The 23,604-nt window shown below is 71.8% G+C and carries 21 protein-coding genes; 12 read left to right on the top strand and 9 right to left on the bottom strand.

Features of this window, described 5'->3' with window-relative positions; translation table 11 throughout:
• Positions 1–37: 37 nt before the first annotated feature.
• Both ACFT2C_RS01280 and ACFT2C_RS01275 read left to right on the top strand, forming a co-directional pair.
• Entirely contained in the window at positions 38–496 is a 459-nt protein-coding gene (locus ACFT2C_RS01280; RefSeq protein ID WP_377205266.1) for an arsenate reductase ArsC, read from the top strand.
• 119 nt (positions 497–615) lie between these two features.
• Positions 616–1,287, top strand: coding sequence for an aquaporin (locus tag ACFT2C_RS01275; RefSeq protein ID WP_377205265.1), 672 nt, complete (start codon positions 616–618; stop codon positions 1,285–1,287).
• A gap of 140 nt (positions 1,288–1,427) precedes the next feature.
• Here the strand turns inward: ACFT2C_RS01275 and ACFT2C_RS01270 are convergent, their stop codons facing one another.
• Complete coding sequence (locus tag ACFT2C_RS01270) at positions 1,428–3,044, bottom strand: FAD-dependent oxidoreductase (protein ID WP_377205188.1); 1,617 nt, start codon at positions 3,042–3,044, stop codon at positions 1,428–1,430.
• A gap of 103 nt (positions 3,045–3,147) precedes the next feature.
• Here ACFT2C_RS01270 and ACFT2C_RS01265 point away from each other — a divergent pair, with 103 nt between their 5' ends.
• Entirely contained in the window at positions 3,148–3,513 is a 366-nt protein-coding gene (locus ACFT2C_RS01265) for an ArsR/SmtB family transcription factor (protein ID WP_377205187.1), read from the top strand.
• Positions 3,514–3,749: 236 nt separating this feature from the next.
• Complete coding sequence (locus ACFT2C_RS01260; protein WP_377205186.1) at positions 3,750–4,487, top strand: VOC family protein; 738 nt, start codon at positions 3,750–3,752, stop codon at positions 4,485–4,487.
• Between the two features lie 56 nt (positions 4,488–4,543).
• Here ACFT2C_RS01260 and ACFT2C_RS01255 read toward each other — a convergent pair whose 3' ends face one another.
• Together ACFT2C_RS01255 and ACFT2C_RS01250 are read right to left on the bottom strand one after the other, a co-directional pair.
• Positions 4,544–5,209 carry a uridine kinase gene (locus ACFT2C_RS01255; RefSeq protein ID WP_377205185.1) on the bottom strand — a complete coding sequence of 222 codons (666 nt, stop codon included), beginning with the start codon at positions 5,207–5,209 and terminating at the stop codon, positions 4,544–4,546.
• Positions 5,210–5,240: 31 nt separating this feature from the next.
• Entirely contained in the window at positions 5,241–6,848 is a 1,608-nt protein-coding gene (locus ACFT2C_RS01250; protein WP_377205184.1) for an RNA-guided endonuclease InsQ/TnpB family protein, read from the bottom strand.
• Positions 6,849–7,153: 305 nt separating this feature from the next.
• On the opposite strand from ACFT2C_RS01250, the gene ACFT2C_RS01245 reads away from it, so the two are divergent.
• Positions 7,154–7,837 (top strand): hypothetical protein, encoded by a 684-nt coding sequence (locus ACFT2C_RS01245; RefSeq protein ID WP_377205183.1) that lies wholly within the window; start codon positions 7,154–7,156, stop codon positions 7,835–7,837.
• Here the strand turns inward: ACFT2C_RS01245 and ACFT2C_RS01240 are convergent.
• On the bottom strand, positions 7,812–8,294 hold the full coding sequence (locus ACFT2C_RS01240; protein ID WP_377205182.1) for a CoA-binding protein: 483 nt from the start codon (positions 8,292–8,294) through the stop codon (positions 7,812–7,814). The genes ACFT2C_RS01245 and ACFT2C_RS01240 overlap by 26 nt on opposite strands.
• Positions 8,291–9,616, bottom strand: a complete 1,326-nt coding sequence (locus tag ACFT2C_RS01235; RefSeq protein ID WP_377205181.1) for an O-acetylhomoserine aminocarboxypropyltransferase/cysteine synthase family protein — start codon at positions 9,614–9,616, stop codon at positions 8,291–8,293. The genes ACFT2C_RS01240 and ACFT2C_RS01235 overlap by 4 nt, the downstream gene beginning before the upstream one ends.
• 273 nt (positions 9,617–9,889) lie before the next feature.
• Here ACFT2C_RS01235 and ACFT2C_RS01230 point away from each other — a divergent pair, with 273 nt between their 5' ends.
• Positions 9,890–13,339 (top strand): S41 family peptidase, encoded by a 3,450-nt coding sequence (locus tag ACFT2C_RS01230; RefSeq protein ID WP_377205180.1) that lies wholly within the window; start codon positions 9,890–9,892, stop codon positions 13,337–13,339.
• A gap of 31 nt (positions 13,340–13,370) precedes the next feature.
• On the opposite strand, the gene ACFT2C_RS01225 is transcribed toward ACFT2C_RS01230, so the two are convergent.
• The gene (locus ACFT2C_RS01225; RefSeq protein WP_377205179.1) at positions 13,371–14,084 is read right to left on the bottom strand and encodes a class I SAM-dependent methyltransferase; all 714 of its coding nucleotides are present in this window, start codon (positions 14,082–14,084) and stop codon (positions 13,371–13,373) included.
• A 222-nt stretch (positions 14,085–14,306) separates the two neighbouring features.
• Here ACFT2C_RS01225 and ACFT2C_RS01220 point away from each other — a divergent pair, with 222 nt between their 5' ends.
• From ACFT2C_RS01220 to ACFT2C_RS01200, 5 genes are all read left to right on the top strand, one after another.
• On the top strand, positions 14,307–15,230 hold the full coding sequence (locus ACFT2C_RS01220) for a cation diffusion facilitator family transporter (RefSeq protein WP_377205178.1): 924 nt from the start codon (positions 14,307–14,309) through the stop codon (positions 15,228–15,230).
• Position 15,231: 1 nt separating this feature from the next.
• Positions 15,232–16,170, top strand: a complete 939-nt coding sequence (locus ACFT2C_RS01215) for a helix-turn-helix domain-containing protein (protein ID WP_377205177.1) — start codon at positions 15,232–15,234, stop codon at positions 16,168–16,170.
• An 80-nt stretch (positions 16,171–16,250) separates the two neighbouring features.
• Positions 16,251–17,048 carry an amino acid ABC transporter substrate-binding protein gene (locus ACFT2C_RS01210; RefSeq protein WP_377205176.1) on the top strand — a complete coding sequence of 266 codons (798 nt, stop codon included), beginning with the start codon at positions 16,251–16,253 and terminating at the stop codon, positions 17,046–17,048.
• Positions 17,049–17,089: 41 nt separating this feature from the next.
• Positions 17,090–17,749 carry an amino acid ABC transporter permease gene (locus ACFT2C_RS01205; RefSeq protein ID WP_377205175.1) on the top strand — a complete coding sequence of 220 codons (660 nt, stop codon included), beginning with the start codon at positions 17,090–17,092 and terminating at the stop codon, positions 17,747–17,749.
• Positions 17,736–18,584 (top strand): amino acid ABC transporter ATP-binding protein, encoded by an 849-nt coding sequence (locus tag ACFT2C_RS01200; protein WP_377205174.1) that lies wholly within the window; start codon positions 17,736–17,738, stop codon positions 18,582–18,584. Before ACFT2C_RS01205 ends, ACFT2C_RS01200 begins: the two co-directional genes overlap by 14 nt.
• On the opposite strand, the gene ACFT2C_RS01195 is transcribed toward ACFT2C_RS01200, so the two are convergent.
• Positions 18,581–19,771, bottom strand: coding sequence for an MFS transporter (locus tag ACFT2C_RS01195; protein WP_377205173.1), 1,191 nt, complete (start codon positions 19,769–19,771; stop codon positions 18,581–18,583). The two genes, ACFT2C_RS01200 and ACFT2C_RS01195, sit on opposite strands and share 4 nt — an antisense overlap.
• Positions 19,772–19,835: 64 nt before the next feature.
• On the opposite strand from ACFT2C_RS01195, the gene ACFT2C_RS01190 reads away from it, so the two are divergent.
• The gene (locus ACFT2C_RS01190) at positions 19,836–20,159 is read left to right on the top strand and encodes an ArsR/SmtB family transcription factor (protein ID WP_377205172.1); all 324 of its coding nucleotides are present in this window, start codon (positions 19,836–19,838) and stop codon (positions 20,157–20,159) included.
• Positions 20,160–20,165: 6 nt separating this feature from the next.
• Here ACFT2C_RS01190 and ACFT2C_RS01185 read toward each other — a convergent pair whose 3' ends face one another.
• Together ACFT2C_RS01185 and ACFT2C_RS01180 are read right to left on the bottom strand one after the other, a co-directional pair.
• A complete protein-coding gene (locus ACFT2C_RS01185) occupies positions 20,166–21,146 on the bottom strand; it encodes a Gfo/Idh/MocA family protein (RefSeq protein ID WP_377205171.1) in 981 nt (326 codons plus the stop codon).
• Between the two features lie 127 nt (positions 21,147–21,273).
• Positions 21,274–23,580: an immune inhibitor A domain-containing protein gene (locus ACFT2C_RS01180; protein WP_377205170.1), complete on the bottom strand. Its 2,307-nt coding sequence runs from the start codon at positions 23,578–23,580 to the stop codon at positions 21,274–21,276.
• Positions 23,581–23,604: the final 24 nt, after the last annotated feature.

Genomic DNA, 23,604 nt, shown 5'->3' with positions numbered 1-23,604 from the left:
GAACTACCAGCTTCGACAGAACCACCTGGAGAGCCACATGCCCGAGACCTCGTCGCCGAACGCGGCCCCGCAGTCCACCAAGCCGTCCACCAAGCCGTCCGCCCTGTTCGTCTGCGTGCACAACGCGGGCCGCTCGCAGATGGCCGCCGGGTTCCTCCGGGCGCTGTCCGACGGCGCCGTCGAGGTGCGCTCCGCCGGGTCGATGCCCGCCGACCAGATCAATCCCATGGCAGTGGAGGCCATGCTCGAGGTGGGCATCGACATCCGCGACGAGAAGCCCAAGATCCTGACGAACGACGCGGTCGAGGCGTCCGACGCCGTCATCACGATGGGCTGCGGTGACGCCTGCCCCTACTACCCCGGGAAGAACTACCAGGACTGGGAGCTCGACGATCCCGCGGGCCAGGGTCTCGACGCCGTCCGACCGATCCGCGACGAGATCGAGCGGCGCGTCCGGGGGCTGTTGGCCGAGCTCGGTGTGCAGGCTGTCGCGTGAGCGTGTCGGTGGGTAGGGCCGTGGGTGCTTCGGACGGCGGGTCGGTGCGCGCGTCGGACGGTGCGCCCGTCAGGCCGCGGGACGCACCCGCCGGCGCGGACGCGGGCGTGCGCGCCGAGCTGTGGCGGCGGGCGCTCGGCGAGCTCCTCGGGACGGGCCTGCTCGTCGCGGTGGTCGTCGGCTCCGGGATCGCCGCGACGAAACTGTCCCCCGACGACGCCGGGCTGCAGCTCCTGGAGAACTCGACGGCCACGGCGCTCGGCCTTGCCGTGCTGATCGCCGTGCTCGGACCGCTGAGCGGGGCGCACTTCAATCCCGTGGTGACGCTCGTCGACTGGGTCCTCGGACGGCGCGAGCCCGCCGGGCCGCGGCTCGGCGACGCGGGCGCGTACATCGCCGCGCAGGTGGCGGGCGGGATCGGCGGCGCGCTGCTGGCCAACGCGATGTTCGGCGAGCCTGCGGCTGTCGCGACCACCGCGCGGGCGTCCGGCGCCACGTTCCTCGCCGAGGTCGTCGCCACGGCGGGCCTGGTTCTCGTGATCCTCGGTCTGCTACGTTCCGGCCGCGGCGCGCTGGTCGCGCCGGCCGTCGGCGCCTACATCGGCGCTGCGTACTGGTTCACCAGCTCGACGTCGTTCGCCAACCCCGCGGTCACCGTGGGCCGCGTGTTCAGCGACACCTTCGCGGGGATCGCCCCGGGCTCGGTACTGCCGTTCGTTCTGGCGCAGCTGGTCGGCGGGGCGCTCGGCCTCGGGCTGGCAATGATCCTGTACCCGCCCCGCCCGGCCTGACGGCCGGACTCAACGGCTCGACTGCAGACTTGGTAGCAGGCGCCGGCGCCGACTGCAGACTTGGTTGCGGTTGGGGGCCGCAAACCGCAACCAAGTCTGCAGTCGCCGACCGGCGTGCCGACGAACTCTGGAGTCGATGCCTAATCCCCGGAGCGGCCGTGCACGACGCCGGTGCTGAAACCGACAGAGCCCGCTGGTACCGGGGCGGCGGGCTCGGCGTCGGCGGGCTCGGCGTCGGCGGGCGCTGCGGCAACCGGTGCAGGCTCAGCCGGCGCGAGCCCGATCGAGATCTGCTGCGGGCCTGCGGGGACGGCGCAGCACGAGCTCGCGGCGGACGCGGCGAGCTCCTTCGGCGAGACCACGCCGTCTGCGTCGGCGGCCAGGGCGAGGTCGGACGAGCAGACGCCGGTCTCCGGGAGGTTCAGCTCGACGGCGTCGGCCGCCGTCCGGTCGCCGGCCAGTGCCGCGGCGATGGAACGGACCTGCTCGTAGCCCGTGGCCAGGAGGAACGTCGGGGCCCGGCCGTAGGACTTCATGCCGACCAGGTAGAACCCGGCGTCCGGGTGGGTGAGCTGGGCCTCGCCGTGTGCGGGAACGGTGCCGCACGAGTGGAAGTTCGGGTCGATGAGCGACGCGATCTGGCGCGGCGCCTCCACCACCGGGTCGAGGTCGAGGCGGACCTCCCGCAGCATCGCCAGGTCGGGCCGGAAGCCGGTCGCGGCGGCGATGTTGTGCACGGTCAGGTCGAGCACGCCGTCTTCGCCGTCCCGTCGAGCGGTACCAAGGACCCGCACGGTGTCGCCGTCGGCGGTGCCGGCGGCGTCAGCGGCGCCAGCGGTGCCGACGGCGTCAGCGGCGCCGGCCGGCAAAGGAGCCAGCCGGTCGATCGCCACCCGGGTGAGCAGCTCGATCCGGCCGGCCTCCACCGCGTCGCGCAGGCGGCTGCCGAGCAGCCCGCGCGCCGGAAGCTCGTCGTCGGCACCGCCGCCGTACAGCCGACGCGGCGACCCGCCCCGGATGGCCCACGTGATCCGGGTCCCGGGCACGTCCGGCCCGCCGTCCTGCTCGGCGAGCTCGACCAGGCTCAGCAGGGTGTTCGCCGCGGAGTGGCCCATGCCGACGACCAGGGTGTGCCGCCCGGCGAACCGCTCCCGGTCCCGGCCGAGCACGTCCGGCAGGCCGCCCGCGAGGAAGCGGGCCGATTCCTCCTCGCCGAGCGTCGGCAGGCCCGACGTCCCCAGGGGGTTGGGCTGCAGATACGTCCCGGAGGCGTCGATCACCGCCTGCGCGCGGATCTCCTCGATGGCGCGGGAACCGTCCGCGCCCGTGGTCGCCGTCCGGACCAGGTACGGCAGGCGTTCGCGCCCGAGCGACCGGGACCGGTCGGCGCCGTCCTTGGTCACGGCCAGCACGCGCGTCCCGTACCGGATCTGTGCGCCCGCACGGTCCACGAGCCTCTCGGCCAGCGGCGCGAGGTACTGCTCGACGAGGTCCGCGCCCGTGGGCAGTGCGTCCGGGTTGGGCTCGGACCACCCGACGGCGCCGGCCATGAGCAGGCGGCGCGCGGCGGCGTCGACGTCGTACCGCCACGGGGAGAAGAGGCGGACGTGGCCCCACCGCGCGACGGCGGCGCCCGGGCCGTCGCCGGCCTCCAGGACCAGGGGTTCGAGCCCGCGCTCGGCGAGGTGCGCCGCGGCGGCCAGGCCCACGGGTCCCGCGCCGATCACCACGACCGGAAGGTTCTGCGCTGTGGTCATTCCCGTCACCATCTTCTCTGTAGTCCCGAGTCAGATCGAAGGTCTTCGATGTATTGCTAGGGCGAACATATCCAGAAACTTCGATGCGTGGCAAGATGAGGGCATGACGACGATTGCGCTCGAGGTCCAGCCGGCTGCTCCGACGTCCGGCCCGTGCTGCGCTCCCCTGGTCCGCGAGGCCGCCGACCCGGCCGCCGCGGCCGACCTTGCCCGCTCCTTCAAGGCCCTGGGTGACGCCACGCGCGTACGGCTCCTGTCGATCGTCGCGGCGCACGACGGCGGTGAGGCCTGCGTGTGCGATCTCACCGAGCCGGTCGGCCTGAGCCAGCCCACTGTGAGCCACCACCTGAAGATCCTGGTCGACGCCGGCCTGCTCGCCCGGGAGCAGCGCGGTAAGTGGGCCTACTACTCGGTGGTGCCCGGCTCGCTCGACAAGCTCGGTGCGCTGCTCAGCGAAGCAGCGCGGTAGGCGGTCGGCTCGACGTCGAGTCCCCAGGTCTCGAGCGCCCAGGCCGCGGCGTCGGCCATGGTGGGTCAGTGTGCCCGCGGCCCGTCCGGGCCGGCCAATGTATTCACAGGTCTGTGGACAACGTCTGTGGATAACCATGTGGACGGGCTCCCCCGGTGGGGAGTGTCAGTGGCTCGGTGCAAGGTAGTCGTGCGAAGCACTCTTCTTCGTGAGACGACCTCCTGAAGGGCTGAGTCATGACCGAATCAACTTCCGCCGGGCCCGCTTCCGGCGGAGTGGGCACGCTGGACTCCGTGATCCTGGACGTCCCGGACCTGCATGCCGAGGCGGACTTCTGGAAGGCACTGACCGACGGCACCGTGTCGCAGGCCGACGACGACTGGATCACCGTCGTGACCCCCGACCGGTGGGGCATCGCCTTCCAGCTCGCACCGGATCTCATCGCGCCGCAGTGGCCCGGGCAGGAGCACCCGCAGCAGGCGCACCTCGACCTGTACGTCCCGGACCTGGCGGCCGCGAGCGCCCGTGCGGTCGAGCTCGGGGCGACCGTGCTGCGGGAGAACGAGCAGTGGATCACGCTCGCCGACCCGGCCGGGCACCCCTTCGACGTGTGCCTGAAGGAGGGGGCGGACGGCGTCACCGTCATGGGCACCACGTTCGACTGCGCCGACGCGTCCGCGCTCGCCCGGTTCTGGTCGGGCGTGGTGGGCGAGCCGGTGACCTACGACGCCGACGGCGTCGCCATGCTCGGTGGCTCTCGGCCGATGCTGTTCCAGTCCGTCGAGGGGTACAACGCGCCGCGGTGGCCGGATCCCGCGTACCCGCAGCAGCTCCACCTCGATATCGAGGTGCCGGACCTCGACGCCGGCGAGGCCGCGGTCCTGGCACTGGGCGCTAGCCGCCTGCCGGGCGGAAGTGCGGGGTTCCGGGTGTTCGCCGACCCGGCGGGACACCCGTTCTGCCTGGTGCACTGACTCGGTCCGCTGACCCCGGTGCACTGACTCGGGTGCACTGACTCGGGTGCACTTGCTCAGGCGCGCACGAGGGCCGGGTGGTCCGGGTGGTCGACGCGGACCACCAGGTCCGGCGCGCCTTCGATCTCCCGGGCGTAGCGCTCGTAGGCGGGCACGGCCCAGGTTTCCTCGGGCGGCGTCCGACGCCGGAGCGTCGCCGGCTTGAGCGCGAGGTGCACGGCGAGGTCGAGGTCGAGGCCCCGGCCGATGGCGAGCGCGCCGTCGAGCACGACGACGGTGCCCGGCGCCGTGCTCCGATAGCCGGCCCGGGTGGCGCGGTCGGTGTCGGGGTCGCGCAGGCTCGGTAGGTACTCCTGCCGGTCGACGACGCGGGTCAGCACCTCGCGGTTCAGCGCGCCGACGTCGATCCGGTCGTCGAGCAGGCTGTCCGGGTCCTCGCGTCCCCGTTCGAGGCGGAGGGACCGCGGCCGCAGGAAGTCGCGGACGCTGACGCGCACTGCAGGCCGCCCGGCGGCCTCGAACGGCGCGACGAGGGCGTCGGCGAGCTGCTCGGGATGCGTGGAGGGGTGTCCGTCGACGAGCAGCCGGACCGGTACGCCTGACTTCTGCCGGTCGGGCGCGCCGGCGTGCAGGCGGGCCGGCTCTTCCGCGCGGGCGAGGACGAGGCCGACGACCCGGTCGACGAGGAGCGCCGCACTGACCGGTTCCACGCGTGTACTCATCGTGAACTGACTCTACGGCGTGTTTCAGAAGTCAGAGGGCTTCTGAGCCACCGCCCTTCTCGGGCGTCCAGGGTTCAGGCTGCGGGTGCGGTCTGAGGATTGGTTCCCACGTCATCCAGTCCCTCCCCACCACGACCGCGAGAGCCGGGTGGGTGGGGGTGTCCTGTCGGTGGGCGTCTTTGACGGGGCCGACTGCCTGACGGTCCCCGACCCGGGCAACACCACACCCCGCACCGTCGGTAACGGTGGGAGTGTGGTTCTCGGCCCAGGCGGCGAGATTCACTGCGGCATTCAGATCCCGGTCCAACTTGTACCCGCACTCGCGGCACTCGAAGACTCGGTCCTTGAGCGTCAGGTCCTTACGCAGGGTCCCGCAGGAGGAGCAGGTCTTGGACGACGGGAACCACCGGTCCGCGAACACGACTTGTCCGCCGCGCCAGGCCTGCTTGTACGTGACCTGCCTCGCGAGCTCGCCCCACGCGGCATCGGAGATGGCGCGGGACAGAGACCGGTTGGATCGCATGCCGGTGATGTTCAGGTCTTCCAGGACCAGCCTGTCGTGGTTCTTGACCAGCTGGTTGGACACCTGATGCAGCACATGGCGACGACGGTCACGGATCCGGGCATGCTGCCGTACCAGACGCACGACAGCCTTCTTCCGGTTCTTCGATCCCCTCTTCTTCCGGGACACCGCCTTGGACAGGCGACGCAGACGCTTCAGCCCACGCCGGAAGGCGCGCACGTTGGTGACCCGCAGGACCTCGGCGCCGTCGGACGAACCGGCGACGACCAGGGCATGCAGACCACGATCCACACCCACCCATCCCTTCTCACGGTGCCCGATCGGCGGGGCGTCGCCGTTATCCGCCTCGACCTCAGCAGGCAGGGACGCGCGCTCAGGTGCGGGGTGCCGGTGTGCTGGGTGCAGGTCCGCGGCCTCGACCGTGATGGAGATCCACCACCGCTCCGCACCACGGGACACGGTCACATGCAGGATCCGGGCCCGACCGGTGGCGATCATCCGACGCAACCGCCGCGTGCATTTCCGCACCCGCAGCACGCCGATCTTCGGCAGGCGCACCGACCGGACACGCTCCCCATCCCCAAGGCGGATGCTGGCACGCCCCTTGCTGGTCTGGTTCCGGATCCGGAACGACCCACCCGTCGGACTCTTCTTCTTGAAGCGTGGGAACCGGATCTTCGGCCCCTTCCGAGCACCAGTGTGGGAGTCGGTGGCCGCCTTCAGTCCCCGGCCGAGGTCGACGGCGGCTTCTTCGAACACCTGCGCCAGCACCCTGTCCCGCCAGACCAGACCCGTCACCTCCACCCGCGCCGTCCCGGTCGTGTCTACGAGGAACCGGCGCCAGGCGGCCTCGGACCGCTTCCAGGCGTTGAACGCGTTGATCAGGTCGAACCCCGTCCACGGCACCCGAACTACAGGGGCATCACCGACCCCACCGTGGTCACCGTTGGACCCCACCCCTGGAGACTGCCCGTGACCGGCGGCCGCGCACGCGTCCTTGTGCAGGCGCAGGGCCTGGTTGAACGCGAACCGCGCCGCACCCACATGCCGGGACAGCACCCGTTCCTGCTCGACCGACGGGTCGAGACAGAACCGGAACGACGTGTGCCTGGGCATGCCGACCATCCTGCCATCCACCACTGACAAAGATCCGCGACCATACCTTCAACCACTGATCTGTACGGACATCCGTTCGTAGACCCGGAGACTCACCGGCCCACTCCCGGACGCCGAGGAGTTCCGAAACACGGCCTAGGACGTTCCAGACCCTCCCGACGGCGTCCCAGCGGAACGAGCGCGACCACAGGCAGTGTTCTCGGTGCTCCGTCCACAGATCGCCCATCGCCGTCCCCCCAGCTGCCGCGGACCGGTTCAGGATCGTCGCCAGGCACGAGCCGACACGCCGTCCGGAAGGGGGACACATGCCACGAGCACCAGGAGTCCAGGGAGCACGGGTCATCGACCTGGACGCGCATCGCCGCGCCACCGGACGGGCCAGGCCGGTCGCGGGCGCCGCCGCTCGGGAGGACTCTCCCGGCTGGCTGCTGCGTCCCCCCGCCTACCGGGTCGTGGAGAGCCTCGCGCCCTGGGCGGGCATCGCCGACGGCGGCAGCTTCGCCGCCCTGCTCGGCGACCCGATCGACGCCCACCTGATGCTCACCAGGTTCCCGCCGGACGCCTTGGCCCGTAGCTTCTGCGGCGGGCCGACGCTCGGGCAGGTGGCGCTGGCCATCACCCGTGAGCCGCGGCGGGTCAAGGCGCGTGTCTGGGTCGGCGGCTACGGAAGCCCGGACGAGGGGATCACCGTCGCGGCCGTCTACGTGCGGTTCGAGGGCGACCGGTCCGACGCCGACGCGCGGGGCGGGCGGCACCCCGCGCTCTGGGCATGGGTGACGGCTCGGCTCACACGCGACGGCCGTGCATCCGACAGTCTTGTGCCCGACGACGGCGACGGCCCGCCCTGGCCGGAGCCCGACGAGATCGCCGCGGACAGCACGGACGTACGCGAGCCCGGCACCTGGTGGCGGCTGCGGTGGGGCCCATCGCGCACGCCGTACGCCCGGCCGCCGAGATCCGGCCCTACCGCTCCGGACGGCGAGAGCTGATCACTCCCGTGTCGAAGCCAGCCAGGTGCAGGCCGCCGTGAAACCGCGCGTGCTCGATCTTCACGCAGCGGTCCATCGCCACGTTCAGGCCTGCGGCCTCGGCCTTCCGCGCGACCTCCTCGTGCCACGACCCGAGCTGCAGCCACAGCGTCCTGGCGCCCACCGCCAGCGTCTCGTCCAGCACGCTCGGCAGGTCCTCGTGCCGCCGGAAGACGTCGACGAGGTCGGGCACCACGGGCAGGTCGGCCAGGCTCGGGTACACGGGGTGCCCCAGGATCTCGGTCGCCCGCGGGTTCACGAAGTACACGTCGTACGGAGAGGAGGAGAGCAGGTATGTCGCCACGAAGTAGCTCGCGCGCGCCGGGTTCGCCGATGCCCCGACGACCGCGATGGACGTCGTCGAACGCAGGATCCGCAGCCGCTCCTGGGCGCTCGGGCCCCGCCAGGTCTCGCTCATCGGTTCACCCCGGTCGCCTTGGTCAGGGCCTGGTCGAGGTCCCAGAGGATGTCCTCGACGTCCTCCAGGCCCACGGAGATGCGGACGAGGTCCTCCGGCACCCCTGCCGCCTCGAGCTGCTCGGCGGAAAGCTGCTGGTGCGTGGTCGACGCCGGGTGGATCACCAGCGTGCGGGAGTCGCCGACGTTCGCCAGGTGCGACGCGAGCTGCAGCGACTCGATGAACAGCCGTCCGGCGTCGCGGCCGTCGAGCGCGGGAGCGCCGCCGTCCGCCGGGACTCGCAGGCCGAACGCGAAGACCGAACCCGGCCCCAGCGGCAGGTACTTCTGCGCCCGATCGTGGTGCGGGTGCGACGGAAGGCCCGCCCAGAGCACGTAGGAGACGCGCTGGTCGGCGTCGAGCCACTCGGCCACGACGCGGGCGTTCGCGAGGTGCGCGTCCAGGCGGTGCGGGAGCGTCTCGATGCCCTGCAGCAGCTGGAACGCGGACTGTGCCGAGAGCGCGGGGCCGATGTCGCGCAGCTGCTCGGACCGCAGCTTGGTGAGGAACCCGTACTCGCCGAAGTTCGCCCACCAGCGCACGTCCCCGTAGGACGGGACGGGCTCCGTCATCTGCGGGAACTTCCCGTTGCCCCAGTCGAACCGGCCGGACTCCACGACGACGCCGCCGAGCGTGGTGCCGTGCCCACCGAGGAACTTCGTCACGGAGTGGATCACGATGTCGGCGCCGTGCTCGATCGGCCGCACGAGGTACGGCGTCGCGAGCGTCGCGTCCACGACCAGCGGGATGCCCGCCGCGTGTGCCACCTCGGCGAGCCCTTCGAGGTCGGCGACCTCGCCCGACGGGTTGGCCACGACCTCGGTGTACAGCACCTTGGTCTCGGGCGTGATCGCCGCGGCGTAGTCATCGGGGTCGGTGCCCGGCACGAAGGTGGTCTCGACCCCGAACCGGCGCAGCGTCACGTCGAGCTGGGTCACCGTCCCGCCGTAGAGCTGCGCGGAGGCGACCACGTGGTCCCCGGCCCCGACGAGCGCGGCGAAGGTGATGAACTCGGCCGACATGCCCGACGCCGTCGCCACCGCACCGATGCCGCCCTCCAGCGACGCGATCCGCTCCTCGAGCGCCGCGACCGTCGGGTTGCCGATGCGCGAGTAGATGTTGCCGTACTTCTGCAGCGCGAAGAGGTTCGCGGCGTCGTCGGTGTCCTGGAAGACGAACGACGTGGTCTGGTAGATCGGCACCGCCCGGGCCCCGGTCGCCGCGTCGGGGATGGCCCCGGCGTGCAGGGCCCGCGTGCGGAACCCGAAGGTGTGCTCGGTCATCGTCCTGCCTTCCGGCCCTTGCGGTCGGTCCGCGCGGTGGGGCTGTCGCAGTGCACCGCCCCGGCCGGGGCCGTTCCGGGCGGCGAGCTCGAGGGAGACGTGAGCCAACGTTGGTCGGACGTCATCGATGGGCTCATGGAACAGGACGACGCATGGGCCCCACCAGACCGTTTCATGATGTGGGACCACGATATGGACGGCGGTGTGGACGCTGCCGGCTGCTGTCAGCGATTTCCGATGACGCGTGTCCGACGCCCCGAGTACGTTGAGCCGGTGACCCAGCCCTATCTCCGGTTCCCCCATATCCATGGCGACCAGGTGGCCTTCGTCGCCGACGACGACGTCTGGCTCGCTCCGGTGTCTGGCGGCCGCGCATGGCGCCTGACCAGCGATCACGCGCCTGCGACGACACCCCGCTTCTCCCCCGACGGCACGCGGCTCGCCTACGTGTCCCACAAGGACGGCCACCCCGAGGCCTACGTGGTCGAGCTGGCCGACGGCGCCACGCGGCGCCTCACCTGGCTCGGCGGAACCGCCACGACGGTGCTCGGCTGGGACGACGCCGGCCGGGTGCTCGTCTCGTCGAACGCGGGCACGCACGAGCGCTCGCTGACCGTGGTGCGCGCGGTCGGTCTCGACGGCGTCGTCGAGACCCCGCGCTACGGGCCCGCCTGGGGCGTGGCCGAGCACCGGGGTCCGGACGGGGCGGACACGACGGCGCTCGTCTCGGCGGGCTACCGCACCCCGGCCCACTGGAAGCGGTACCGCGGCGGGACGGCCTCCGTGCTGTGGATCGACCGGGGGACCAACGACTGGCAGCGCCCACTGCCCGACGACACCGCCGGTGTCTACGACCCGATCTGGATCGGCGACACGCTGGTGTTCACGTCCGACCGCGGCGCCACCTTCCCGGACCACGCCGACGAGCAGGCCAACCTGTGGGCGCTCGACGGCCTCGCGACCGGCACGGAGACCCTCGAACCGCGGCAGCTCACCGCCCAGACCGCGGCCGAGGGCTACGTCCGCGACGCGGCCTCGGACGGCTCACGCATCGTGTGGCACAGCCGCGGCGACCTCTGGCTGCTCGACGGGCTGGACGGCACGCCGCGCCGCCTCGACATCACGCTCACGGGCGCGCTGCCGCAGCCGTACTCGGCCGAGCCCGAGTCGACCCGCGTCACCGTCGACGGCCTGGCCGTCGACAAGACCGGCGACGCCAGCGTCGTGGGCTGGTTGGGCACCGCGTTCTGGGTCACCCATCGTGCGGGACCGGCCCGGGCGCTCGTCGCCGACCCGTCGGTCCGCGTGCGCGAGCCCGTGCTGCTCGGCGACACGGGTCGCGCCGTCGTCGTGACGGACGCGCCGCGCAGCACCGCGGACGGCGAGAGCAGGGAGGACGCGCTCGAGATCCACGCCCTGCCCGGCGCGTCCGACGGCGCCGCCGATGCCTCGCCGCAGCGCCTCGCGGGCGGCGAGCTGGGCCGGGTGCTCCACCTCGCGGCCAGCCCCGCCGGAGACAAGCTCGCGGCCATCTCGCACGACGGCCGTGTCAGCCTGGTCGCGGTGCCCCCGGCGAGCGACGCCGACGGCGACGCGGGCACCGTCCCGCCCGGCACCGTCACGTTGCTCGGCCGGTCGGCGAACGGCGAGGCGGAGTCGCCGACGTTCTCTCCGGACGGACGGTATCTCGCCTGGTCGAGCCCTACCGGCAACGAGGGCGACCACCATCAGATCGTCGTGGCGGACCTGCATGCCGAGAGCCCGGCGGCGAGACCGCTGACGTCGGGCCGGTTCCACGACTTCTCCCCGGCGTTCAGCGACGACGGCAAGTACGTCGTGTTCCTCTCGGACCGCACGTTCGACCCGTCCTACGACACCCACGAGTTCGCCCTGTCGTTCAGCGCCGCCACCCGGCCCTGGCTCATCCCGCTGGCCGCCACCGAGCCCGCACCGTTCGGGCCGAGCGCGGACGGATGGCGCCTGGCCAAGCCGGAGGACAAGCACGACGGCAAGGACGGCGAGAAGCACGGCGGCAAGGAAGACGCGCACGGCGGCGAGACCGGCTCCGCAGCGGACGCCGCGCACGACGATCACGAGCACGACGACGCCTCGCCCGACCTCGACCTCGACGGCGCCGAGGAGCGCGTGGTGCCGTTCCCGGTGACGTCGGGCCGCTACCGCGACCTGCGCGCGGCCAAGGGCGGCGTGCTCTGGGTGCGCGAGACGGACGACGCCGGCGTGCTCGGCTCCCGGCACGCCGGGACCGAGGAGGACCCGGCGCCCAACGTGCTGCAGTTCTGGTCGTTCGAGGCACGCAAGGCCACGGACGTCGCGGAGAAGGTGAGCGCCTACGCCGTCTCGGGCGACGGCGAGCGCGTGGTCATCCGCTCCGGGTACGGGCTCAGCACGCAGTCGGCGACGAGCAAGCCCGGCGACGACGACCCCGGCGCGTTCGACATCGACCTGTCCCGCGTCCGCTACGAGGTGGACCCGCGCGCGCAGTGGCACCAGATGTTCGACGAGAACGCCCGCATCATGCGCGACCACTACTGGCGCGCGGACATGAACGGGGTCGACTGGGCCGGCGTCGTGGAGCGGTGGCGTCCGCTGATCGAGCGGGTCGCCACGCACGACGATCTCGAGGACGTGCTCTGGGAGACGGTCGGCGAGCTCAACACGTCGCACGCGTACGTACGCCGGCCGCACGAGCCGGGCGACACGTCCCGCAAGCTCGGCCTGCTCGGCGCCGACCTCACCCGGACTGCTGCGGGCTGGCGGATCGAGCGGGTGCTGCCGAGCGAGTCGTCCGACCCGGGGGCACGCTCGCCGCTGCGTGCGGCGGGTGTCGACGCGCGGCCCGGGGACCTGATCGTCGCCGTGGACGGGCGGCCGGTCGATCCCGTGTCCGGCCCCTCGGCGAACCTGGTCGGGGCGGCAGACATCCCGGTCGAGCTCACGTTGCGGCGGCCCGCGGCCACGGACGGCGACGCGGCCGGCAGTGAGACCGCCCCTGTCGACCGCCGCGTCGTCGTCGTGCCGCTCGCCAACGAGTCCGACCTGCGCTACCAGGACTGGGTGCGGTCGCGCCGCGAGTACGTCGCCGAGAAGTCCGGCGGGCGGCTCGGCTACGTGCACGTCCCGGACATGATGAGCACCGGGTGGGCGCAGCTGCACCGCGACCTGCGGCTCGCCACCGACTGCGAGGGCATCGTCGTGGACGTCCGGTTCAACGGCGGCGGCCACACCTCGCAGCTCGTGATCGCGCGCCTCGCCGCGCGCGTCGCCGGCTGGGGCCTGAACCGGCACTACGACCGGCCCAGCCCGTACCCGGACCGCGCGCCCCGCGGCCCGGTCGTGCTCGTCACCAACGAGTACGCCGGGTCCGACGGCGACATCGTGAACGCGGCGGCGCAGGCGCTCGACGTCGGACCGGTCGTCGGTGTGCGGACCTGGGGCGGCGTGGTCGGCATCGACGGCCGCTTCGAGCTGGTGGACGGCACCGGCATCACCCAGCCGCGGTACGCCTTCTGGCTCGACGGCAAGGGTTTCGACGTGGAGAACTACGGCGTCGACCCGGACATCGAGGTGCGGCACACGCCGGCGGACTACTTCTCCGACGTCGACCCGCAGCTCGACGCCGGCATGGCCGAGGCGTTCCGCCGGCTGGCGGAGCGCCCCGCGGCGACGCCCCCCGCCCTGCCGGAGCCAAAGGTCCACCGCTGACCCCCGCGCCCTGCCGAAGTAGTCATCTGGGTCAGGGGCGGGTGGCCTGCACGAACGTGATCGGGCCGTAGCGGTGCTCCAGGTGGGCGACCTCGCGGGCGTCGGCGAACCCGGCGTCCGTGAGGAGGCGCACCAGTCCGCCCTCGAGGTTCCGGGCGGTGTGCGGGTTCGCCGCGACAGCGGAATGACCCCGGGCCGCGCCACGGTGCCCATGCCCGTCCGAACCGTGCGCACCACCCGAGCTTCCGAAGTCCACGATCGTCACCCTCCCGCCCGGGCGCAGCGCCCGGAAGGCCTCGCGCCCGAAGAGGATCCGGCCCTCGTCCGGTACGTGGTGCAGCGCGAGCGACGACACGATGTGGTCCAGCGAGCCGTCGCCCGTGGGCAGCCGGTCGGCGAAGCCCTGGGCGAGCGTCAGCGGGACCCGGCGTCGGGCCGCCTTGCGGGCGGCGATGCGCAGGGCGGCGGCGTCCGGGTCCAGGCCGGTGACCCGAGCCGCCGGCTGGGCGCGCAGCACGGCGAGGGACAGGTTCGCGGTGCCGCAGCCGACGTCGAGCACGGTCTCGCCGGGCGCGATGTCCGCGAGCGCCGCGGCCCGGTCGTGCAGGACGCGCGCGCCGGAGAGGCGCGAGAACACGTCGTAGAACGGCAGGAGCCACGGCTTGCCCATGCCCGGCAGGAACTCGCGGTCGCGTTCCTCGGGGGTGCGGTGATCGTGGATCTGCACGGTCGTCCTGTCGTTCATCGAAGTGCCTTCCGTCCGGCGATGATGCGGTGGTCGTCCAGGACCCGCGGCGCGGGCCCCGCTGTTCACCAGCATTGGACGTCCTGCGGTGCACGGACCGTACGGAACTCGGTGGTGATGGGACGATTCTCGGTTCGGCGAGTGTGCGGGGACGCGCCCAGGGGGCGCGCATCCGTGGCCTGGCGGCGGTAGCGTCGAGCGCGTCACGACGGAGGAGGACACATGGCGCGGGATCGGGCTGGCTCGGCGCTGACGGTGGCTGTCGCCTTCGGCGCCAATCTCGCGGTGGCGACGGCCAAGACGGTGGCGGCGGTCATGACCGGCTCGGCGTCGATGGTGGCGGAGTCCGCCCACTCCTGGGCAGACACGGGCAACGAGGTCTTCCTGCTGGTCGCCGAGCGCAAGGCGGCGCGGGCGCCGGACGAGGACCGCCCGCTCGGCTACGGCCGGGAGGCGTACGTCTGGTCGATGCTGGCCGCGATCGGGCTCTTCGTGGTCGGCGGCGTGGTGTCGGTCTATCACGGCATCCAGGAGTTCGACGCGACGGGCGAGGCCGAGTCGTACACGGTCGGCTACATCGTGCTGGCCGTCGCCTTCTGCCTGGAGGGGGTGTCGTTCCTGCAGGCCTATCGGCGTACCCGGGCCGAGGCGCGGGCACTCGGCCGGGACCTCCTCGGCCACGCGATGGCCACGTCGGACCCGACCCTGCGCGCGGTGCTCGCCGAGGACTCCGCGGCTTTGGCCGGCCTGGTCATCGCGGGCGGCGGGATGGCGTTGCACCAGGTCACCGGGGACGGCCGGTACGACGCGGCCGGCTCGATCCTGGTGGGCGCGCTGCTGTGCGTGGTGGCGGCGGTGCTCTTCGACCGGAACCGGCGGTTCCTCACGGGCGAGGTGGCCGACGAGCGGATCCACCAGGCGGTCCGCGAGCAGATCGAGGCCCTGCCGGGGGTCCACCGGGTGGGCCACCTGCGCCTGGAGTTCGTCGGGCCGCGGCAGATCCTGCTGGTCGCCAGCATCGACCTGCCGGGCGACGAGTCCGAGTCGCACGTGGCGGTCCGGCTGCGGGACCTCGAGCAGCAGCTCGAACGCATGCCGCAGATCGTCGACGCCGTCCTCACGCCCGCGGTGCCGGAGGACCACTGACGTGCGGGCCGCGGAAAGCACACCGACCGATCCGCGCAGCCGCGCCCGGCTGCGGACCGTGCGCCCGGACGGCACGCCCGTCTACTGGCACCCGACCCGTCCGGGCATGGCGCCGGTGCAGGTCACGCGGATCGACTTCGACGTCGACCACGCGCACCTGCCGCCCGACCACCGGCACGCGCACGACTTCCTCGTGCTGGTCTACGTGGAGCGCGGCGGGGGCGCGTTCACCCGGGGCGGCCAGGACACCCCGCTGCACGACGGCGACGTGCACGCCGTCCCGCCCGGCCAGACGATCGGCGCCGCGCAGATCGCGGACCTCAGGCACTGCCGGGCCTGGAGCGTCGCCTTCTCGCCCGACGCCGTCCCCTCGCTCGCGTCCGTGTCGCCCCTCGCCTGGGCGCACCATCCGCTCCTGGCGCTGTTCGGGGTCGCGCCCTCTGGCGGGAGCGCGAACGTCCCGGTGGCGGAGCGTCCGCACTGGTCGGCGTGGCTGACGGAGCTCGCGGAGGAGCTGTCGGAGCCGGGCCGGCTCGGGGCGCGCGACGCGGCGTCGGCCCTGCTGACCCGGATCCTGATCGGGGCGGCGCGCCTCGCGCCGTCCGCCCCCCAGCCGCCCGACCCGCTCGTGACGCGCGTCTTCGACGAGGTCGAGGCGACGTTCCGCGACCCGGTCTCGGCGGCCGACGTCGCCGGCGCGCTGGGCTACACGCCCGGCTACCTGACCACGGTGGTCCGCGAGCGCACGGGCCGCACGCTGCTCGAATGGATCACCGAACGCCGCATGACCGAGGTGCGCCGGATGCTCCGCGACACGGACCTGCCGCTCGGCGTAGTGGCCGCGAGGACGGGCCTGCGGGACGCGACCTACCTGGTCCGGCGGTTCAAGGACCGGTACGGGACGACGCCGGACCGGTGGCGCCGCAGCGAGCGTGCGTGAGTTCGCACCGACTATCGGCTATTTTTGGGGCGCACATCGGCAATTTCGATGTGCGCCCACCATCGAACGGAGCCCTCACCATGTCTCGCAACCGCGCCCTCCTCACGGCCACCGCAGCCTCCGCTGCCCTCCTGGCCCTGACCGGCTGCGGCAGCTCCGGCGAGCCCGGCGGCGCCGGCGAGGAGCTCGGGCTGATCTCGGGTGACACGCTGACGGTCGCCACGGAGGGCACGTACAAGCCGTTCAGCTACCACGACGAGTCCGGCGAGCTGGTCGGTTACGACGTCGAGGTGGCGGAGGCCGTCGCCGAGAACCTGGGCGTCGAGATCAAGTTCCAGGAGACCCAGTGGGACGCGATCTTCGCCGGTCTGGACGCCGGCCGCTTCGACACGATCGCGAACCAGGTGACCATCACCCCGGAGCGCGAGGCGGACTACGTCTTCTCGACGCCGTACACCGTGTCGACCGGCGTGCTCGTGGTGGCCGCGGACAACACCGACATCAAGAGCTTCGACGACCTCGATGGCAAGACGACTGCCCAGTCGCTCACGAGCAACTGGAACGAGCTCGCCAAGGAGAGCGGCGCCAAGGTCGAGGCCGTCGAGGGCTGGGCGCAGGCCGTGGCGCTGCTGGAGCAAGGCCGCGTGGACGCCACGATCAACGACAGCCTGACCTACCTCGACTACGCCAACACCGAGGACGCCTCCAGCATCAAGGTGGCCGCGGAGACCGAGGACGAGTCGCAGTCGGCGTTCGTGGTGACGCCGGAGCGCAAGGCCCTCGCCCAGGCGGTGGACGGCGCCCTCGAGGACCTGCGCGCCGACGGTACCCTCGCCGAGCTGGGCGAGAAGTACTTCGGCGAGGACGTCTCCGAGTAGAACGAGCGACGCTTCTCCGCTGATTGCGGGGAAAGGGATACATGGACTGGCAGCTCATCGCCGACTCGTTCTGGCCGCTCCTGCGGGGTGGCCTCACCGCCACGATCCCGCTCGCCCTGGCGTCGTTCGCGATCGGGCTGGTGCTCGCGCTGGTCGTCGCGCTGCTGCGCCTCTCGCCGAACCGCGTGCTGTCGTGGATCGGCCGGGCGTACGTGTCGGCCATCCGCGGCACGCCGCTGCTGGTGCAGCTCTTCGTGATCTTCTACGGCATGCCGAAGCTGGGGATCGTCCTCGAGCCGTGGCCCGCCGCCATCATCGCGTTGTCGATGAACGTGGGTGGCTATGCCGCCGAGGTGGTCCGTGCCGCGATCCTGTCGGTGCCCAAGGGCCAGTGGGAGGCGGGCTGGACGGTCGGCATGTCCCCCGCCCGGTCGCTGCGCCGGATCATCCTGCCGCAGGCCGCGCGCGTGTCGGTGCCGCCGCTGTCCAACACCTTCATCTCGCTGGTCAAGGACACGTCGCTCGCGTCGACCATCCTGGTCACCGAGATGTTCCGCAAGGCGCAGGAGATCGCGGCGGGCTCGAACGAGTTCATGACGGTCTACATGGAGGCGGCCCTGATCTACTGGCTGTTCTGCACGGTGCTCGCGGCCGGGCAGGACGCACTCGAGAAGAGGCTGGACCGGTATGTCGCCCACTGACCGCACCGACGCGTCCGACGCCGGGCCCGGTTCCGGGAACCTCCTGACGGTCCGCGGCATCCAGAAGTCGTTCGGCACCAACCACGTGCTGCGCGGGGTGGACCTGGAGGTCCGGCGCGGCGAGGTCGTCGCCCTGATCGGCCCGTCCGGGAGCGGCAAGACGACGGTGCTGCGCTCGCTCAACGGCCTCGAGACGCCCGACGCCGGGATCGTGGAGCTCGACGGCGGCCCGGTCGTCGACTTCGGCGCCCAGGCGGCCGCCGTCGGGCCCGTTGCCGGACGGCGTGCCGCCGCGCGCCTGGCGAGGGCGAACCGTGCCGCGCTGCGCGACCGGTCCGCCATGGTATTCCAGCACCACAACCTGTTCCCGCACCGCACGGTGCTGGAGAACGTGATCGAGGGCCCCACGCAGGTCCAGGGGATCCCGCGCGCGACGGCGATCGGCCGGGCCGAGGAGCTGCTGGTCCGCGTCGGGCTGCTCGACAAGCGCGACGCCTACCCGCACGAGCTGTCCGGCGGCCAGCAGCAGCGCGTCGGGATCGTGCGCGCGCTCGCGCTCCAGCCTGACCTCCTGCTGTTCGACGAGCCGACGTCGGCCCTGGACCCCGAGCTCGTGGGCGAGGTGCTGAGCGTGATGAAGGAGCTCGCCGAGGAGGGCTGGACGATGGTCGTGGTGACGCACGAGCTGCAGTTCGCGCGTCAGGTCGCGACCGAGGTGCTGTTCCTCGACGGCGGCGTGGTGGTCGAGCGGGGCGCGCCCGCACAGATCTTCAGCAACCCGGCCGAGGAGCGCACGCGCCGCTTCCTCGACCGGATCCTCCACCCGCTGGACTAAGCCACGACCGCCACCCGGCGGCGGACGGCGTAGCCGAGCGCGAAGACTGCCAGGGCGGCGGCCGCCGCGACGGCGCCGACGAGGTCGAGCCACGCCGCGCCGTAGGGCAGCACCGACGCCCCGACGACCGGCGCGAGCGCGATCCCGATGTACATCGCGGTCGAGTACCAGGACAGGGACACGCCGGCGACGACCGGATCGACGTCGACCAGACGGTGCTGGATGGGCACGAGGGCCGTGGCCGTCGCCAGGCCCCAGACGCCGAACAGGACGGCGGTGCCCAGGTACGACCCGTCCGCCCAGAACAGCGCGACGAGGGACACGACCTCCACGGCGAGCGCGATGAGCGCGGTGGGCCGCGCCCCGAACCGGTCGGTGAAGGAACCGCCCAGCCAGTTGCCGACGAGGCCGGCGGCGCCGAAGACCAGCAGGAGCGTCGCGAGCGCGGTCCCGCTGCCGCCCGTCGCGCTCCGCGTCACGGCGGAGCTGAAGATGTAGACCATGTTGAACGCCGCGGTGAACAGCAGCGCCGTCATCAGGGCGAGCCCGATCCGGGAGTCGCGCAGCACGGCGAACCGGGCGGCGACCCCGGGCACGGCCCCGGTCGGCACGGCACGCGTCAGGAGTACGACGGCCACGGCCAGCAGCGCCGCGAGCGCCGCGAGGATGCCGAGGGCGAGCCGCCAGCTACCGAGGGCCGCGAGCGCCGTCCCCAGCGGTGAGCCGACGGCGGTGGCGAGCATGAACCCGAGGCCGACGACGCCGAGCGCGCGTCCGCGCTGCTCAGCGGGCACGAGGCTGGGGGCGACCGCCATCGCCGCGGGCATGAGCGCGGCCCCGCCGAACGCGGCGACGATCCGGCCGGCCGTGAAGATCGCGAGGTCGCCGGCGATCGCCGAGAGGGCGATCCCCGCGGCGATGAGCGCCAGGCCGACGCCCATGAGGGTCGCCCGGGACGTTCGGGCGAACAGGACGGAGATCGCCGGAGCGAGGACCGCGACGATGATGGCGTACCAGGTGATGGAGTAGCTGACCGAGCTGGTGGTCGCGCCCAGCCCGGTGGCGATCTGCGGGAGCACGCCCGCGATGACGAAGGCATTGGTGCCGACGACGAACAGCGCTGCGGCGATCAGGGCGATCCGGAGATAGGCGCCGCGCAGCGAGTATGATTGTTCGATGAACGTCATACAGTCGAGCGTAGCCGACGGTTCGATACATGTCGAACGGTTTGTGCTCGGGATCTGTTGAGCCATGACCGACTTCCCCAGCCCGGACATGTCCGAGGTAGAGCTCGTCGACGTGCTCAGAGCCCTGAGCGACCCGGTACGCCTGCAGATCGTGCACAGGCTGGGCGACGGCATGCCGTGCCCCAAGACGCCCGAGGTCTGGGGGGACCTGAACCTCTCGAAGTCGACCATGTCGCACCACTTCCGCACTCTGCGGGAGGCCGGGGTCACACGCACCGTCGTGCACGGCCGCACGCACACCATCCAGCTACGGCGCGAAGAGCTCGACGAGAAGTTCCCGGGCCTCATCGAGGCAGTCCTCGGCGAGACGGTTCGCGCCGAGAGCTGACCTCGGTTACTCCCCCGGGTACTTGAGGCCGATCTGCTCGCGGATCGTGTCCAGCGTGCCCATGATCGCCACGGTCTCGGCGCGCGGCAGCAGCGGGCTGTCCAGCTCGCCGGCCGCGACCAGGCGCTCCGCCTCGGCGGCCTGGAACTGCATGCCGCGGCCGGTCACCTCGACCGTGAACGTCTCGGTCTCGGTGCCCGCGGCGTCGTACACGTGGACCGTGGTCGGGTTGTACCAGGTCGCGTCGATCTCGATGCGGCCCTCGGTGCCGAGGATCGAGGCCCGGTTGGGCCCACGGGTGTCGGACGCCGAGAGCGTGGTGGCGACCCGGGCGCCGTCGTACCCGAAGATCGTGGCGATGGTCGCGTCCGCGCCCGTCTCCTTGAACGTCGCGTGCGACTGCACGGTGAGGGGCTCGCCGAACACGTCCCAGGCGAACGAGACCGGGTAGATGCCCAGGTCGAGCAGGGAGCCGCCGCCGAGGGCGAGGTCGTTGATACGGTGCGTGGGGTCGTCGGGCAGGTCCTGGGTGTGGTCCACCAGCAGGGTCCGCACCTCGCCGAGCGCGCCCGACTCGATGATCTCGCGGACGCGCGCCATGTGCGGCAGGAACCGGGTCCACATGGCCTCCAGGGCCACGAGCCCCTTGGCCTCGGCGAGCTCCATGACCTCGCGGGCCTCGACGGCGTTGACCGTGAACGGCTTCTCGACCAGCACGTGCTTGCCGGCCTCCAGCGCCAGCTTCGCGGCCTCGGCGTGCATCGGGTGCGGAGTGGCGACGTAGACGATGTCGACCTCGGGGTCGTTCACGAGGTTCTCGTACGAGCCGTGCGCCGTCGGGATGCCGAAGCGGTCGGCGAACGTGCGCGCCTTCTCCAGGGAGCGGGACCCCACCGCCTGCACGGTGAAGCCGTTGTCGTTCAGGTCTGATGTGAAGGCCGCGGCGATCCCGCCGGCCGCCAGGATGCCCCATCGCAGGTGTGTCATGCGTTCGAGCGTAATGCCCGCCCTGAGATCGCCGAAGCACGGTTCCGCGAAGTAGAGCGCCTGTCCGAGTCTTCTCGGCCATTGCCGGGGAGACTCGGACAGGCGCTCTACTTCGCGCAGCCGGGGATCAGTTGACCTGGATGGTCATGTTGCCCGTGCGGGCGTCCTGCGTGAGCACCTTGATGGTGGTGCCGGTGCCGCCGACCAGCACGGAGCTACCGGGGTTGGCCGGGTCGTAGTACGCCGCCGGGTCGGTGTCGTCGAAGATAGACACCGCCGCCCGCTTGCCCTTGAACAGGCGGGTCAGCTCGGTCTCCGACACCTCACGGTGCAGCGAGAGCGGGTCCGTCTTCTGCAGGCCGAACGTGGCGTCGAAGGACTGGATCCGGTTACGGGCGATCGTGCCGTCCGACCACTTCATGGTCTTCGGGTGCGCGTCGACCGGGAGCGCCTGGCCGTGGCCCGGGTGCTGGGACACGTTGTTGTCGCCGTAGAGGCTGTTCACGTACCAGATCAGCAGGCCGTCCTGGTAGGGGTAGTGCTCCACCCGGTTGCTGTTGCTGAAGCTCCAGCCGAAGTTGTACGGCCCCGTCTTCAGCGTCGCGTCGTAGCCGCCGTACACGCGGTTCTCCGCCACGTAGTAGTGGGTGTACGTGACCTCGTAGGTGCCGTCGGCACCGACCGTCTGGAAGCCGTCGACGGTCCAGTCGGCGAAGTCCGAGAAGTCCTCGGTCAGCGCGGTGCCCACGGCGACGTCGTCGACCATGAAGCCCTTCTCGTTGGTGCCGCCGTCGCTCGCGTAGCGGAAGCGGACCGACGCCGTCTGGCCCGCGTAGTCGGCGAGGTCGGCCGTCAGGTCGACCCATGCGCCCTCGGAGCTACCGGTGATGCCGGCGCCCGGGTTGGTGCCATTCGGGTCGTCGTTCGTCGAGAGGTTGGTCGGCACCGCGGTCCACGAGCTGCCGCCGTCCGTGGAGACCTCCACGAACGCGTAGTCGTAGTCCGCCTCGATGGCGTACTGGACCTTGGCGGCCAGCGAGCCGCCCGCAGGAACGGTGAACGACGGCGACGTGATCGTGTTGTTCAGGTCGTTGCCCGTGTTGGAGTAGACGAACTGGCCGTCGAACGGCGCGACCTCCAGATCGACCTGCTCGACGCCGTCCGGCAGGTTCACGACCGCCGCCTGATCGCGCGTCGTGGCGTGATACGACGGGCCGAGCTTCACACGCTCCCGCTCGCCCGGCTCCACCACCTCGTAGTCGAGCCAGCCCAGGAACAGCTTCTCGGTGGCGCCCATGTGGTTCGGCGTGGTGCCGATGGTGCCGTCGCCGTGGCCCATCCACGAGCCGGAGCTCATGAGGTTCCAGAAGCCGGTGCCGTTCTCGCCGCCGTTGGTGTCGTAGTAGTCCGGCAGGCCGAGGTCGTGGCCGAACTCGTGCGAGAACACGCCGAGGCCCCCGTTCTCCGGCTCCGTCGTGTAGTCGCGGATCCAGAGGTCGGAGTCACCGATCTTGATGCCGCCGAGCTTCTCGAAGTCGGCAGGGCCGTCCGAGCCCAGGCCACCCTGGTTCACCGCCCAGCGGTGCGACCAGATCGCCGACTCGGGCGCTCCGGCCTCCTCGCCCTCGCCGGCGTGGATCGCCTGGAAGTGGTCGATGTAGCCGTCCGGCTCCGACGTGATGCCGTCGCCGTCCATGTCGTAGCGGTCCCAGACGTCGAACGACTTGAGGTACGCGTCGATCTCCTCGGCGGTCTTGCCCGCGGCGACCTGCTGCTCGTACCAGGCGTCGGCGGTGTCCTGGATGAACCGCGTCATGTCCGTGCCCGACTCGGTGGTGCCGTAGGAGGCCGTGCTGTACGGCACGGTGACCCAGTCGGACACGTCGCCCTGCAGGTCGAACCGGCCCGACGACATCTCGTCGTACACGTCGTGGAACGACTCGCCGCCCTGGTCCTCCAGGCCGGTGAAGAACATCTCCTTGAAGTGCTCGCTGGAGAAGTCGGGCTCCCAGTAGGTGGAGTTGTCGTCGGCCGCCGGCTCCGGGATCTCGTTGTGCGCCGGGCCCGCCGTGGCGTCCGGGTAGCGCTCGTCGACGCCGTCGCCGAAGTCCACGAGGATGCTGAACAGCTGCGCCGTCTCCTCGACGCCGTACTCGACGTACTGGCGCGGGGAGATCTCCACGACCTTCGAGGCGCGGTCGCCAGTGCCCCGGGTCTCGACCTTCGCCTCGCCGGTGGCGACCATGTCGACGGCGGTCTGCCGCTTCTCGGTCTGCTTCTCGGCGAGGGCGTCCGGCCGGTCGTCCTCCTTGGCGGGCGCCGCCTGCTGCGGCGGCTCCTCGGCCGGGGGCGCTGCCGAAGCGGTGATCGGTACGACGGCGGCGGAGAGCAGCAGGGCAGCTCCCGCACCGACAGCACAGATGCGTGGGTTCATTGTTCCTCCGTGAAGAGTTGCGGC

Source organism: Promicromonospora sp. NPDC057138, from assembly GCF_042670845.1.
Lineage (GTDB): Bacteria > Actinomycetota > Actinomycetes > Actinomycetales > Cellulomonadaceae > Promicromonospora.
The sequence above is the reverse complement of the archived record's forward strand: the minus strand, read 5'-3'. Positions and strand labels throughout refer to the sequence as shown.